The organism is Pseudomonas veronii, assembly GCF_002028325.1.
Classification (GTDB): domain Bacteria; phylum Pseudomonadota; class Gammaproteobacteria; order Pseudomonadales; family Pseudomonadaceae; genus Aquipseudomonas; species Aquipseudomonas veronii.
In genome coordinates, this window is record NZ_CP018420.1 from 621,420 (window position 1) to 634,883 (window position 13,464).

Consider the following 13,464-nt stretch of genomic DNA (forward strand, 5'->3'; position numbering starts at 1 on the left):
TTCGCCAATGGTCGTACAAGGTGCGTGTTGGGGGTCACAAAGTGCTTTAAAACGCTTGTTGACGCCTGAAATTTCCCGTTTCAATACGCGTATGCCAAACTAACCCGCATATAGACAAGGTGAAAACTCTCTAATGGCCGATTGGCAGTCCCTCGATCCCGAGGCCGCTCGTGAAGCGGAAAAATATGAAAACCCTATTCCTAGCCGCGAACTGATCCTGGCGCATCTCGCCGATCGTGGTTCGCCTGCTAGCCGCGAGCAGCTGGTTGAAGAATTCGGTCTGACCACCGAAGACCAGCTCGAAGCCCTGCGCCGCCGTCTGCGTGCCATGGAGCGCGATGCTCAGTTGATCTACACCCGCCGTGGCACCTATGCGCCCGTGGACAAGCTCGACCTGATCCTGGGTCGCATTGCCGGCCACCGTGATGGCTTCGGCTTCCTGATCCCGGATGACGGCAGCGACGACCTGTTCATGAGCCCGGCGCAAATGCGCCTGGTGTTCGATGGCGACCGTGCGCTGGCGCGTGTGTCGGGCCTGGACCGTCGCGGCCGCCGTGAAGGCGTGATCGTCGAAGTGGTGTCCCGTGCCCATGAGTCCATCGTCGGGCGTTACTTCGAAGAAGGCGGCATCGGCTTCGTCATTCCGGACAACCCGAAGGTCCAGCAGGAAGTGCTGGTGACCCCGGGCCGCAATGGCGCGGCCAAGGTCGGTCAGTTCGTGGAGGTGAAAATCACCCACTGGCCGACCCCGCGCTTCCAGCCTCAGGGCGATATCATCGAAGTGGTCGGCAACTACATGGCGCCGGGCATGGAAATCGACGTCGCGCTGCGCACCTACGATATTCCTCACGTCTGGCCCGAAGCCGTGCTCAAGGAAGCCGCCAAGCTCAAGCCGGAAGTCGAAGAGAAGGACAAGGAAAAGCGCATCGACCTGCGCCATCTGCCGTTCGTCACCATCGACGGCGAAGACGCCCGCGACTTCGACGATGCGGTGTATTGCGAAGCCAAGCCTGGCAAATTGCGCCTGTTCTCCGGCGGCTGGAAGTTGTACGTGGCGATTGCCGACGTCTCCAGCTACGTGAAGATCGGTTCGGCGCTGGATAACGAAGCCCAGGTGCGCGGCAACTCCGTGTATTTCCCAGAGCGCGTGATCCCGATGCTGCCTGAGCAGCTGTCCAACGGCCTGTGCTCGCTGAACCCGAAAGTCGACCGTTTGGCCATGGTGTGCGAGATGACCCTCTCGAAAACCGGCGAAATGACCGACTACCAGTTCTACGAAGCGGTGATCCACTCCCAGGCGCGCCTGACCTACAACAAGGTCAGCACCATCCTGGAAGCGCCGAAGACCAGCGAAGCCAAGGCCCTGCGTACCGAATACGCCGGTGTGGTGCCGCATCTCAAGCAGCTGTATGCGCTGTACAAGGTGCTGCTGGGCGCACGTCATGTGCGTGGCGCGATCGATTTTGAAACCCAGGAAACCCGGATCATCTTCGGTTCCGAGCGCAAGATCGCCGAGATCACCCCGACCACCCGCAACGACGCGCACAAGCTGATCGAGGAATGCATGCTGGCGGCCAACGTGGCCACCGCTGAATTCCTGAAGAAGCACGAAATTCCTGCGCTGTACCGGGTACACGACGGCCCGCCGCCGGAGCGTCTGGAAAAACTGCGCGCCTTCCTCGGCGAGCTCGGCCTGTCCCTGCATAAAGGCAAGGACGGCCCGTCGCCGAAGGATTACCAGGCACTGCTGGCCAGCATCAAGGACCGTCCGGATTTCCACCTGATCCAGACCGTGATGCTGCGTTCGCTGAGCCAGGCGGTGTACAGCGCCGACAATCAGGGCCACTTCGGCCTGAATTACGAGGCGTACACCCACTTCACCTCACCGATCCGTCGTTACCCGGACTTGCTCACGCACCGTGCGATCCGCAGCGTGATCCACTCCAAGCAGGACACCCCGCACGTCAAGCGCGCCGGTGCCATGACCATTCCGAAGGCGCGGATCTATCCTTACGACGAAGCGGCCCTGGAACAGCTCGGCGAGCAGTGCTCCATGAGCGAGCGCCGTGCCGACGAAGCCACCCGCGACGTCGTGAACTGGCTCAAGTGCGAGTTCATGAAGGACCGCGTGGGCGAGTCGTTCCCTGGCGTGATCACGGCTGTGACCGGCTTTGGTCTGTTTGTCGAGCTGACCGATATCTACGTCGAGGGCCTGGTGCATGTCACCGCCTTGCCGGGTGACTACTACCACTTCGATCCTGTGCATCACCGCCTGGCGGGCGAGCGTACCGGTCGCAGTTTCCGCCTGGGCGACACGGTCGAAGTGCGCGTCATGCGCGTCGACCTGGACGAACGCAAGATCGACTTCGAGATGGCCGAAAAAACCATCGCCGCGCCGATCGGCCGTAAAAAACGTGGCAGCGAAACCGCCGCGCCGGCCACCCAAGGCAAGGGCGCTCCTGCGAAAGCCGCGGTTGCCGAGCCTGCGCCGGCCAAGGCCAGTCGTCGTCCGGCGGCCAAGGACAAGGTTCCCGAGGCCTACCGCCCAAGCGACGCAGCGGCGAAAAACGCCGAACTGCGCAGAAGCCGTGAGTTGAAGCAGCAGTTGCTCAACGAAGCCAAAAGCGGTGGTAAAGCGGCGTCTGGGGGAAAGCCCCACACGGCGGAAAAGCCGTCGAGCAAGCCCAGTAAACACCGTAAAGGCCCGCCAAAAGCGGGTTCGGCCCCCGCGAAAAGCGGCGGGTCGCGTAAACCTAAGGCCAAGTCATGAGTCTGGAAAAAATCTACGGCGTCCACGCCGTAGAAGCACTGCTGCGTCATCACCCTAAACGCGTCAAACAGGTTTGGCTGGCCGAAGGTCGCAGCGAGCCGCGTGTGCAGGCGCTGGTCGAGCTGGCCAACGAAAACCGCGTGGCGATCGGCCAGGCCGAGCGTCGCGAAATGGACGTGTGGGTTGAAGGCGTCCACCAAGGCGTCGTCGCGGATGTCAGCCCGAGCCAGGTATGGGGCGAGGCGATGCTCGACGAGCTGCTCGACCGCACCGAAGGCGCACCGCTGTTGCTGGTGCTGGACGGCGTGACCGACCCGCACAACCTCGGCGCCTGCCTGCGTTCTGCGGATGCTGCCGGTGCGCTGGCGGTGATCGTGCCCAAGGACAAGTCGGCCACGTTGACGCCAGTTGTGCGTAAAGTCGCATGCGGCGCGGCGGAAGTGATTCCGTTGGTGGCCGTGACCAACCTCGCGCGCACCCTGGAGAAACTCCAGCAGCGCGGCCTGTGGGTCGTGGGCACGGCGGGGGAGGCCGAGGTCAGCATTTATGACCAGGACCTCACTGGCCCGACCATCCTGATCATGGGCGCCGAAGGCAAAGGCATGCGTCGCCTGACCCGCGAGCATTGCGATTATCTGGTTCATCTGCCGATGGCTGGCAGCGTCAGCAGTCTCAACGTGTCGGTCGCTACCGGCGTGTGCCTGTTCGAAGCCCAGCGCCAGCGCGGTGCGAAGGCCAAGACCAAGAAGTAATGTCGGGCCTGGCATAGATGCAAAATGTGGGAGGGAGCAAGCCCTCTCCCACTTTTGTTTTGTGGTGCCTGGAAGATTGTTCAAATAATCACCAATCACCTTGCGCCCTTCCTCCCCCTTCTCTACAATTGCGCCCCTTGCCTTCCTGGCAGGCACCGATGTGCCTCCCTGCGGCAAGATCCATAAGTGTCATTCACTCCTTGTCTGACCGTTTTTGAGCGGCAGGCTACAACCCGTAAGGAGCATTCATGCGTCATTACGAAATCATCTTTTTGGTCCACCCGGATCAAAGCGAGCAAGTCGGCGGCATGGTAGAGCGTTACACCAAGCTGATCGAAGAAGACGGCGGCAAAATCCACCGTCTGGAAGATTGGGGCCGTCGTCAACTGGCCTACGCAATCAACAATGTTCACAAGGCTCACTACGTGATGCTGAACGTTGAATGCACTGGCAAGGCCCTGGCCGAGCTGGAAGACAACTTCCGCTACAACGATGCTGTGATCCGTAACCTGGTCATCCGTCGCGAAGAAGCCGTTACCGGCCAATCCGAGATGCTCAAGGCTGAAGAAAACCGCAGTGAGCGCCGTGAGCGTCGCGACCGTCCTGAGCACGAAGGCGCTGAAAGCGCTGATAGTGATGACAGCGACAACAGCGATAACGCTGACGAGTAATCCACGGACCTTTTAAGGAGCCTATCAAATGGCACGTTTCTTCCGTCGTCGTAAATTCTGCCGCTTCACCGCTGAAGACGTGAAAGAGATCGATTACAAAGATCTCAACACTCTGAAAGCCTACGTATCCGAGACCGGCAAAATCGTTCCAAGCCGTATCACCGGTACCAAAGCACGTTATCAGCGTCAGCTGGCCACCGCTATCAAGCGCGCCCGCTTCCTGGCCCTGCTGGCCTACACCGACAGCCACGGCCGCTGAGACCGGGCAGTCGACAAGTAGTAAGGGATTGAATGCATGCGCGCCTTAGCTGAGTTCATCATGCGCGGTCGCGTGCAGGCCACTTTGGTAGTGGCTGGATGTGCAGCATTGCCGTTGTTGTATTGGTTGGGTGCTGCCGCGGGATGCCTTGTGCTTCTGCGGCGCGGTTTGCAGGATGCCGTTGGCGTCCTGGCCCTGGGGTTGCTGGCCGCCTTGATCTGGTGGCTGCAATTGGGCGAACCCAAAGTGCTTATGGTGCTGCTGGGGTCGTCGAGCCTTGCGTTGGTTTTACGCGCAAGTGAGTCCTGGGTCCGCACGCTGCTGGTCAGCGTGGCATTGGGGTTGGTGTTTTCAGTGTTGCTCGGCGCGGCTTTCCACCCGCAAATCGAGGCGCTGGCGCAAGAGATCGTCAAGGTCCTGCCGCTGGCTCTCGGGGAGCTCTACCAGCAATTGTCGGTAGACGAGCGAGCGCGCCTTGCGGCGCTGATAGCACCGGCCCTGATCGGCCTGATGGCGGTGGTGTTGCAGATTGTCAGTGTGCTGAGCCTGATGCTTGGGCGTTACTGGCAGGCGTTGTTGTACAACCCGGGTGGTTTTGGTCGCGAGTTTCGCCGTATCAGAATCCCCGCGGGCCCGGCGATGTTGCTGCTGGCATGCATGGTGGTCGGACCGAACTTCGGTCCAGAGGCGGCCTTGTTATTGCTGTTTTGCAGCGTACCGCTGGTGTTCTCCGGGCTGGCCCTGATTCACGGGCTGGTGGCGCAGAAGCGCCTGGCCAGGTTCTGGCTGGTGGGGTTGTACGTCACGCTGATGCTGTTCATGCAGCTGATCTATCCGTTACTCGTGGTTTTGGCCATTGTCGACGGCCTGATTGATTTTCGCGGTCGTCTGGCGCCGAAAGACGCCGATAACGCGAACGGTGAAGGTTAAAAGTTAGAGGATTTTCACATGCAACTGATCCTTCTGGAAAAAGTCGCCAACCTGGGCAACCTGGGCGACAAAGTGAACGTTAAGGCCGGCTACGGTCGTAACTACCTGCTGCCATACGGCAAAGCCACCGCTGCAACCGCTGCCAACCTGGCTGCGTTTGAAGAGCGTCGTGCTGAGCTGGAAAAAGCAGCAGCAGACAAAAAAGCTTCGGCCGAAACTCGCGCTGCCCAACTGGCTGAGCTGGAAGTGACTATCACTGCCACCGCCGGTGACGAAGGCAAGCTGTTCGGTTCGATCGGCACCCACGACATCGCTGACGCACTGACCGCCTCTGGCGTTGAAGTTGCGAAAAGCGAAGTTCGTCTGCCGAACGGCACCATCCGCAACGTAGGTGAATTCGACGTAGCCGTGCACCTGCACGCTGAAGTTGAAGCCACTGTACGCGTTGTCGTGGTAGCAGCTTAAGTCGCACCTAACTGACTGGCACCTCGCGTGCCAGGCGGTTAACATCGGGCACGATCCTGTTTACAGGTCGTGCCTTTTGTTTTTTACACACCCCCCTAATTCCAAGTGGCCATGAACGATATTTCAGCTCCTGAGCAATACGATCTGCAAACCGCTGCCCTGAAGGTGCCGCCGCATTCCATCGAGGCCGAACAGGCCGTGCTCGGTGGTTTGATGCTGGACAACAACGCCTGGGAACGCGTGCTGGATCAAGTCTCGGACGGTGATTTCTATCGTCATGACCACCGCCTGATCTTCCGTGCCATCGCCAAGCTGGCCGACCAGAACTCACCGATCGACGTGGTGACCCTGGCCGAGCAGCTGGACAAGGAAGGCCAGACCTCCCAGGTCGGCGGCCTGGGCTACCTCGGTGAGTTGGCCAAAAACACGCCGTCCGTCGCCAACATCAAGGCATATGCCCAGATCGTTCGCGAGCGCGCTACCTTGCGCCAGTTGATCGGCATCAGCACCGAAATCGCCGACAGCGCCTTCAACCCCGAAGGTCGCAGCGCCGCCGAGATCCTTGACGAGGCCGAGCGCCAGATCTTCCAGATCGCCGAAGCCCGGCCGAAAACCGGCGGCCCGGTCAGCGTCAACGACCTGCTGACCAAGGCCATCGACCGCATCGATACGCTGTTCAACACCGACAACGCCATCACCGGCATCTCCACCGGCTACACCGACCTCGACGAGAAGACCAGCGGCCTGCAGCCGTCCGACCTGATCATCGTCGCCGGCCGTCCATCCATGGGTAAAACCACCTTTGCGATGAACCTGGTGGAAAACGCCGTGTTGCGCAGTGACAAGACCGTGCTGGTGTACTCCCTGGAGATGCCAGGCGAATCGCTGATCATGCGGATGCTCTCGTCCCTGGGCCGTATCGACCAGACCAAAGTGCGCGCCGGTCGCCTGGAAGACGACGATTGGCCGCGCCTGACCTCGGCGGTCAACCTGCTCAACGACCGCAAGCTGTTCATCGATGACACCGCGGGCATCAGCCCGTCGGAGATGCGCGCGCGTACCCGCCGCCTGGTGCGTGAACACGGCGATATCGCCCTGATCATGATCGACTACCTGCAACTGATGCAGATCCCGGGTTCCAGCGGCGACAACCGGACCAACGAGATTTCCGAGATCTCCCGGTCCTTGAAAGCCCTGGCCAAGGAATTCAACTGCCCGGTGGTGGCGCTGTCGCAGCTCAACCGTTCCCTGGAACAACGCCCCAACAAGCGCCCGGTGAACTCCGACTTGCGTGAATCCGGAGCGATCGAGCAGGATGCCGACGTGATCATGTTCGTCTACCGCGACGAGGTGTATCACCCGGAGACCGAGCACAAAGGCATTGCCGAAATCATCATCGGCAAGCAGCGGAACGGCCCGATCGGCTTTATCCGCCTGGCGTTCATCGGCAAATACACGCGTTTCGAGAACCTTGCGCCGGGCAGTTACAACTTCGACGACGACGAATAATCCTTCTGTTCAATTCCTACTGTTATCGTCGGAATTGGTCAAAATTTGTGCTATATTCCGCGCCCGCGATTTTTCATCTCAACACCGGTCACCGTCATGCAAACAGCCAAGCCGTTATTTGACTATCCCAAGTACTGGGCCGAATGTTTCGGTCCTGCGCCATTCCTGCCGATGAGCAGGGAGGAGATGGATCAGCTTGGCTGGGATTCCTGCGACATCATCATCGTCACCGGTGATGCCTACGTTGACCATCCGTCGTTCGGCATGGCGATCATCGGCCGGCTGCTGGAGTCCCAGGGCTTCCGCGTCGGGATCATTGCCCAGCCGAACTGGCAGTCCAAAGACGACTTCATGAAGCTCGGCGAGCCGAACCTGTTCTTCGGCGTCGCGGCCGGCAACATGGACTCGATGATCAACCGCTACACCGCCGACAAGAAAATCCGCTCCGACGACGCCTACACCCCTGGCGGCATGGCCGGCAAACGCCCGGACCGCGCGAGCCTGGTGTACAGCCAGCGGTGCAAGGAAGCCTACAAGAATGTGCCGATCGTGCTCGGTGGCATCGAAGCGTCCCTGCGCCGCATCGCCCACTACGACTACTGGCAGGACCGGGTGCGCAATTCGATCCTGATCGACGCCACCGCCGACATCCTGCTGTACGGCAACGCCGAGCGGGCCATCGTCGAAGTGGCCCAGCGCCTGTCGTGGGGCCACAAGATCGAAGACATCACCGATGTGCGCGGCACCGCGTTCATTCGCCGTGATACGCCCGAAGGCTGGTATGAGGTGGACTCCACCCGTATCGACCGTCCGGGCAAGGTCGACAAGATCATCAACCCATACGTGAATACCCAGGACACCCAGGCCTGCGCCATCGAGCAGGAAAAGGGGCCGGTTGAAGATCCGCAGGAAGCCAAGGTCGTGCAGATCCTGGCCAGCCCGCGCATGACCCGTGAGAAGACCGTGATCCGCCTGCCATCGGTGGAAAAAGTCCGTGGTGATGCGGTGCTTTATGCCCACGCCAACCGCGTGTTGCACCTGGAAACCAACCCAGGCAACGCCCGGGCCCTGGTGCAGAAACACGGCGAAGTGGACGTGTGGTTCAACCCGCCGCCCATTCCGATGACCACCGAAGAAATGGACTACGTGTTTGGCATGCCTTACGCACGTGTCCCGCACCCGGCGTATGGCAAGGAAAAAATCCCGGCCTACGACATGATCCGTTTCTCGGTGAACATCATGCGTGGCTGTTTCGGCGGCTGTACGTTCTGCTCGATCACCGAGCACGAAGGCCGCATCATCCAGAACCGTTCCGAAGAGTCGATCATTCGCGAGATCGAAGAAATCCGCGACAAGGTTCCGGGTTTCACCGGCGTGATTTCCGACCTCGGCGGCCCGACCGCGAACATGTACCGCATCGCCTGCAAGAGCCCGGAAATCGAATCCGCGTGCCGCAAGCCGTCGTGCGTGTTCCCTGGCATCTGCCCGAACCTGAACACCGACCACTCGTCGCTGATCCAGTTGTATCGCAGCGCCCGTGCGTTGCCGGGTGTGAAGAAGATCCTGATCGCCTCCGGCCTGCGCTACGACCTGGCCGTTGAGTCGCCGGAGTATGTGAAGGAACTGGTCACCCACCACGTCGGTGGTTACCTGAAGATCGCCCCGGAACACACCGAGGAAGGTCCGCTCAACCAGATGATGAAACCGGGCATCGGCAGCTATGACAAGTTCAAGCGCATGTTCGAGAAGTACACCAAGGAAGCGGGCAAGGAGCAGTACCTGATCCCGTACTTCATCGCCGCCCACCCTGGCACCACCGATGAAGACATGATGAACCTGGCCCTGTGGCTCAAGGGCAACGGTTTCCGCGCCGACCAGGTGCAGGCGTTCTACCCGTCGCCGATGGCCACCGCCACCGCGATGTACCACTCGGGCAAGAACCCGCTGCGCAAGGTCACCTACAAGAGCGACGCGGTGACCATCGTCAAGAGCGAAGAACAGCGCCGTCTGCACAAGGCGTTCCTGCGCTACCACGACCCGAAAGGCTGGCCGATGCTGCGCGAAGCACTGACCCGCATGGGCCGCGCCGACCTGATCGGGCCGGGCAAGGATCAACTGATCCCGTTGCACCAACCGGCCACCGACAGCTACCAGAGCGCGCGTCGCAAAAACTCGACGCCGGCCGGCAGCCACAAGGTCGCCAAGGAAACCACCACCAGGATCCTCACCCAGCACACCGGCCTGCCGCCCCGTGGCAGCGACGGCAGCAACCCGTGGGACAAGCGCGAGCAAGCCAAGGCCGCGGCCATGGCGCGCAACAAGCAGGCCGCCAAGGAACGCGCTGATGCGGCCAAGGGCAAGGGCGGCAAGCCAGCCCGCAAGCCGGTGGTACCGCGTTGATCGTTGCCTGAATATGCCAAACGCCAGCCTCGTGCTGGCGTTTTGCTTTCTAGCCGGTGGGGAGTCTGTTTGTTAAGGTGGCGGCCATTAAATCGCTATCGGGAGCAAGCCGAATCGTCGCATCGGCCCTCCCACATTTTGAATGTATTCACACTTCAAATGTGGGAGGGGGCTTGCCCCCGATGGCGTCAGTCCAGTCCCCAACTTTTCAAGGAAGAACACCCCCATGAGCAACCCCCTGCTCAACATCGGCATGGACTCCAATCGCTCGCAGTTCATGGCGCGCCAGCGCATCGAGAGTGAAGTCGACCTGCCTCGGCTGTTTGCCATCATCGACGCCGACCCCGGCATCGTCGGCGCGGGCGTGGTGTATATCGATGCTGACTTCAACGTCGTGACCCTGCGCGAGTTCAAGCCGATCTGCAGCATTCGACCCAAGCGCATCATTGTGCGCGAGGCGCAGAAATACATCGCCCCGGCGCAGTTCGCCGACCAAGTGCTGAACAACCCGCGCGAGTCGCGACTGGTGAGTGAAGCCTTCAACACCACGTTGTCCTGCGGCGGCGCGGTCATTGGCTGGCTGGTGGTGTTGAGCGGCACCATCGCTATCCCGTTCACCGCTGGCGCCAGCACGGTCGTGACGGCCATCGGCTATACCGCCGCCTCGGCGAGCACCGTGTCGTGCCTGGTCGGTGGGTTCCGCACGCGCAACGAAATCGTCAACCCGTCGATGAATGATTACCTGGATAACGAAGAGTGGTACCAGACGGCGACCAAAGTCCTCGACGGTGCCGCCTTGGTCGGCGTGGGCGCCTCGGCGCTGACGACAGTCAAGCTGGTCAACGTCACTCGTGCGGCCACGGGCAAAAGCCTGCGTCAGGTGCTCAAAGGCCTGAACGGGCAGGAGCGGGAGAAACTCACCAAAGAGCTGCTGAAAGTGGCCGACCCGCAAATGTCGAACAAGATGCGCAAGCTGCTGCAACTGAGCGGCGAGTTGCCCAAACGCTTTACGCCGACCCAGCTCAAGCACGCCACCTATGTCCAATTGGGCGATGCCTTCAGTGCGGGGCTGAGCGTCTGGGGCTTGAAGCGTTCGGATAACTACAAACAGGCCAAGACCTTCGCGATTGGCTTGTACGAAGAGGCCGAGTGATGGGTGGTGTTCCTTCGCTTAAACCGTTTTTGCTGGAGCATTTTCCCGCATTCATCGGCGTGATTCTCGCTGGTTGCCTCGGCGGTTCGGCGGCGATTTCCCTGGCGGCCAGCACCTATTTTTCCGACGTGCCCATGGCAACCAATGCCACTGTGTCCTGGCTCGTGGTGATAGCCGCCGCACTGTTCGTGGCCAACAGCAACTTCCTGGTGGTGCGCGGCCGAGCCTGGGCCGTGTGGGCGATGGTGGCGTTTTTTACGGTGTGCCTGTTGGTCGTGCTGCCGACAATGCTCTACCGGCCGCACTGGTTTATCTACAGTGAAAGCCTGTTCTGGCCATTGCTGGGGTTGTTGCTGATCAACAGCAAGGGCTATCGGTCGATGGTCAATAAGTTGGTTGAAGTGCGGCGGTTGCGGGAGGCGGCCAAGGCGGGGCTGTAGCCTCGGCACGTGGTTTCAGATTTTGACGTTCTGGCGAATGTTCCAGCCGTATTTGACGGCGCCGCCGTCCTTGCCGCCGTCGGATTTCTGCGGCTGGTAGCTGACTTCGACCGTGGCGAAGTTCAGGGCTATCACCTCAGTCAGCACATCGCTGCTGGTCACCGCGTCGGTTTGGTAGGACGTGACCATCACTTCCTTCAGCGTGATCACCAGATACTCCACGGCATTGCTGCCACCGGCCTTGCGCACCACCAACCGTGCCTCCGGGTAATGCTTGCCGGTGGAGCAGGCCATCATCAGGTTGGGTGAAGACTTGTCCATGACCTTGGAGACAGACAGGTTTTCAATATTGACCTTGCCGGCACCGCCGCCGCTGCCGGTATGCATCGAACCGGTCTGGGACATGCCCCAGCCCCATCGGCTGATCTCGATTTCGTCGCGATGGGCCTGGTCTTTGGACTCGCCCTTGATGTCCCCCAGCTTCAAAAACATATCAGTTGCCATTGTCACTCCCTGTTTTGGTGTGCGCCGGTAGTGGCGCGGGGCGTACTTTTTCTTATTCGGGATATGGCTTACAAGGGGCGGCATCACGATCAGGAAGTGCCTGTCCGGATAAAGCGAAGCTTCTGACATTTTTCGGGGATAGGCAGTCTTTACCCTCTGCGCTCTTGTGAACCTCAGGAGTAAAGGGATGACTTCCAGCGTATTCAGAGACAGTTTCCTCAGTCCCAATTACATGACGCGGCAGCGGCTGGAAAGCAGTATTGATCTGCGCAAGTTATTTGCGGCGATTGATGCTGATCCGGCCATCGTCGGTGCCGGCGTGGTGTACATCGACGCGCAGCTACGGATGGTTGTACTGCGTGAATTTCAGCCGATTTGCAGTATCGCGCCGAAGAATGTGATTTTGCGCGAGGCGCCCAGCTATGTCGGGCGGGTGGAGTTCGCTCGGCAACTGGCGAATGAACCGCGAGACTCGCAGGTGGCGTTTGAGGCGGTGAATACAGCTTTGGCGTGTACTTCTGCGGTAATCAGTTGGATCGTGGTACTGAGTGGATCGGCGCTCAGTCCGTTCAGCTTTGGGGTTACTGGGGTGGTAGCTGCGATAAGCTTTACATCAGCAACAGCCAGTTCAATTCAGTGCTTAGTTGGCGGCCAGAGGACTCGCAACGAAATTATTGACCCGGCTCTTAACGATGCTCTGGATCGCGAGCCATGGTATCAGGCTGTGACGATTGGTTTGGACGCTGTTTCGCTACTGGGCGCTAGTGTCTCGGCACTGGCAACTATACGACTGGTTAATGCGACAAGAAAATCTACCGGAAAAACTTTGCCGCAGGTGTTGAAAGGACTGAGTCGTCAAGAGCGAGCAAAGTTGACCCAGGAGTTGTTGAGTATTCGGCACCCGGAAATGACCCGGAAAATGATCAGGTTGAAGCAACTCGCTGGAAAAATGCCAAAGCGTTTTACGCCCGCAGAAGTAAAACAGGGCACTGTTTTGCAGATTCAAGACGCTCTAGGTGCTGCCTTAGGGGTTGCTAGCAGTTCGATATCTGGGAATATTCGCACTGTCGCGGTCGGAATTTATGAGGAGATGACCGAGTGATATTGCTGCTGCCCCTTCGCCCTTTTCTCAAGCGTTATTTACCCGTGTTTCTCGGGGGGATTTTTTCAAGCATTTTTGCTGGATCTTCCGTAGTGGTGGTAGTGCAAAATTACTATCTCAAAGCCATTTCTTTAGCTATTTCGGCACAAGTAGCGTGGTGGGCATGTGTCGTTCTGGCATGCGCCTTGAGTCTTAGCAACATTATGATTGTCCGTGGGCGACGAGACTGGGTGTGGGTCATGGTTGTCTATTTTGGAGCCTGCCTGGTTACCGCTCTTCCGGCCATTCGTTATTCCCCTCATCTGTTCATCTATGCCGAAAGTTTGTTTTGGCCATTGCTTGGTCTGCTGATTCTCAACAGCAAGCGTCATCGTGAGATGCGTGGGAAGCTTGTTGAACTTCGTTTTAGGCGAAAACGGATACAGAAAATTGCTGACAGGCTACAAAAAAGGTGATTTTGCTTTGATTAATTGGGAGCGTTGCCTCATTCCCGACAACTTACTGTTCGG

General features: G+C 59.5%; 13 protein-coding genes. 12 read left to right on the plus strand and 1 reads right to left on the minus strand.

Annotated features, from left to right (window positions below; all coding sequences use genetic code 11):
- Positions 1-133: 133 nt before the first annotated feature.
- The 10 genes from rnr to PverR02_RS02815 all read left to right on the plus strand — a co-directional run bounded on the left by rnr (position 134) and on the right by PverR02_RS02815 (position 11,349).
- Positions 134-2,770, plus strand: coding sequence for a ribonuclease R (rnr, locus tag PverR02_RS02770; protein WP_079442723.1), 2,637 nt, complete (start codon positions 134-136; stop codon positions 2,768-2,770).
- The gene (gene rlmB / locus PverR02_RS02775; protein WP_046384896.1) at positions 2,767-3,522 is read left to right on the plus strand and encodes a 23S rRNA (guanosine(2251)-2'-O)-methyltransferase RlmB; all 756 of its coding nucleotides are present in this window, start codon (positions 2,767-2,769) and stop codon (positions 3,520-3,522) included. Before rnr ends, rlmB begins: the two co-directional genes overlap by 4 nt.
- 248 nt (positions 3,523-3,770) lie before the next feature.
- On the plus strand, positions 3,771-4,193 hold the full coding sequence (gene rpsF, locus PverR02_RS02780) for a 30S ribosomal protein S6 (protein WP_003217491.1): 423 nt from the start codon (positions 3,771-3,773) through the stop codon (positions 4,191-4,193).
- 28 nt (positions 4,194-4,221) lie between these two features.
- The gene (gene rpsR / locus PverR02_RS02785) at positions 4,222-4,452 is read left to right on the plus strand and encodes a 30S ribosomal protein S18 (RefSeq protein WP_002551829.1); all 231 of its coding nucleotides are present in this window, start codon (positions 4,222-4,224) and stop codon (positions 4,450-4,452) included.
- 36 nt (positions 4,453-4,488) lie between these two features.
- Complete coding sequence (locus tag PverR02_RS02790; RefSeq protein WP_026140381.1) at positions 4,489-5,382, plus strand: YybS family protein; 894 nt, start codon at positions 4,489-4,491, stop codon at positions 5,380-5,382.
- An 18-nt stretch (positions 5,383-5,400) separates the two neighbouring features.
- Complete coding sequence (gene rplI, locus PverR02_RS02795) at positions 5,401-5,847, plus strand: 50S ribosomal protein L9 (RefSeq protein ID WP_010563337.1); 447 nt, start codon at positions 5,401-5,403, stop codon at positions 5,845-5,847.
- Between the two features lie 111 nt (positions 5,848-5,958).
- Positions 5,959-7,356 carry a replicative DNA helicase gene (gene dnaB / locus PverR02_RS02800; RefSeq protein ID WP_017849744.1) on the plus strand — a complete coding sequence of 466 codons (1,398 nt, stop codon included), beginning with the start codon at positions 5,959-5,961 and terminating at the stop codon, positions 7,354-7,356.
- 96 nt (positions 7,357-7,452) lie between these two features.
- A complete protein-coding gene (locus tag PverR02_RS02805) occupies positions 7,453-9,756 on the plus strand; it encodes a YgiQ family radical SAM protein (protein WP_026140380.1) in 2,304 nt (767 codons plus the stop codon).
- Positions 9,757-9,982: 226 nt separating this feature from the next.
- Positions 9,983-10,909 carry a hypothetical protein gene (locus PverR02_RS02810; protein WP_046384895.1) on the plus strand — a complete coding sequence of 309 codons (927 nt, stop codon included), beginning with the start codon at positions 9,983-9,985 and terminating at the stop codon, positions 10,907-10,909.
- Complete coding sequence (locus PverR02_RS02815) at positions 10,909-11,349, plus strand: hypothetical protein (RefSeq protein WP_079442724.1); 441 nt, start codon at positions 10,909-10,911, stop codon at positions 11,347-11,349. Before PverR02_RS02810 ends, PverR02_RS02815 begins: the two co-directional genes overlap by 1 nt.
- Positions 11,350-11,364: 15 nt before the next feature.
- On the opposite strand, the gene PverR02_RS02820 is transcribed toward PverR02_RS02815, so the two are convergent.
- Positions 11,365-11,853 (minus strand): Hcp family type VI secretion system effector, encoded by a 489-nt coding sequence (locus tag PverR02_RS02820; protein WP_046384893.1) that lies wholly within the window; start codon positions 11,851-11,853, stop codon positions 11,365-11,367.
- Positions 11,854-12,040: 187 nt separating this feature from the next.
- On the opposite strand from PverR02_RS02820, the gene PverR02_RS02825 reads away from it, so the two are divergent.
- Together PverR02_RS02825 and PverR02_RS02830 are read left to right on the plus strand one after the other, a co-directional pair.
- Entirely contained in the window at positions 12,041-12,955 is a 915-nt protein-coding gene (locus PverR02_RS02825; protein ID WP_079442725.1) for an NAD synthetase, read from the plus strand.
- On the plus strand, positions 12,952-13,410 hold the full coding sequence (locus PverR02_RS02830) for a hypothetical protein (RefSeq protein WP_079442726.1): 459 nt from the start codon (positions 12,952-12,954) through the stop codon (positions 13,408-13,410). The genes PverR02_RS02825 and PverR02_RS02830 overlap by 4 nt, the downstream gene beginning before the upstream one ends.
- Positions 13,411-13,464 lie beyond the last annotated feature (54 nt).

What these genes read in the sequence shown, in the direction of transcription:
- rnr (WP_079442723.1), top strand. Translation starts at nt 134, where the DNA reads ATGGCCGATTGGCAGTCCCTCGATCCCGAGGCCGCTCGTGAAGCGGAA.
- rlmB (WP_046384896.1), top strand. Translation starts at nt 2,767, where the DNA reads ATGAGTCTGGAAAAAATCTACGGCGTCCACGCCGTAGAAGCACTGCTG.
- rpsF (WP_003217491.1), top strand. Translation starts at nt 3,771, where the DNA reads ATGCGTCATTACGAAATCATCTTTTTGGTCCACCCGGATCAAAGCGAG.
- rpsR (WP_002551829.1), top strand. Translation starts at nt 4,222, where the DNA reads ATGGCACGTTTCTTCCGTCGTCGTAAATTCTGCCGCTTCACCGCTGAA.
- PverR02_RS02790 (WP_026140381.1), top strand. Translation starts at nt 4,489, where the DNA reads ATGCGCGCCTTAGCTGAGTTCATCATGCGCGGTCGCGTGCAGGCCACT.
- rplI (WP_010563337.1), top strand. Translation starts at nt 5,401, where the DNA reads ATGCAACTGATCCTTCTGGAAAAAGTCGCCAACCTGGGCAACCTGGGC.
- dnaB (WP_017849744.1), top strand. Translation starts at nt 5,959, where the DNA reads ATGAACGATATTTCAGCTCCTGAGCAATACGATCTGCAAACCGCTGCC.
- PverR02_RS02805 (WP_026140380.1), top strand. Translation starts at nt 7,453, where the DNA reads ATGCAAACAGCCAAGCCGTTATTTGACTATCCCAAGTACTGGGCCGAA.
- PverR02_RS02810 (WP_046384895.1), top strand. Translation starts at nt 9,983, where the DNA reads ATGAGCAACCCCCTGCTCAACATCGGCATGGACTCCAATCGCTCGCAG.
- PverR02_RS02815 (WP_079442724.1), top strand. Translation starts at nt 10,909, where the DNA reads ATGGGTGGTGTTCCTTCGCTTAAACCGTTTTTGCTGGAGCATTTTCCC.
- PverR02_RS02820 (WP_046384893.1), bottom strand. Translation starts at nt 11,853, where the DNA reads ATGGCAACTGATATGTTTTTGAAGCTGGGGGACATCAAGGGCGAGTCC.
- PverR02_RS02825 (WP_079442725.1), top strand. Translation starts at nt 12,041, where the DNA reads ATGACTTCCAGCGTATTCAGAGACAGTTTCCTCAGTCCCAATTACATG.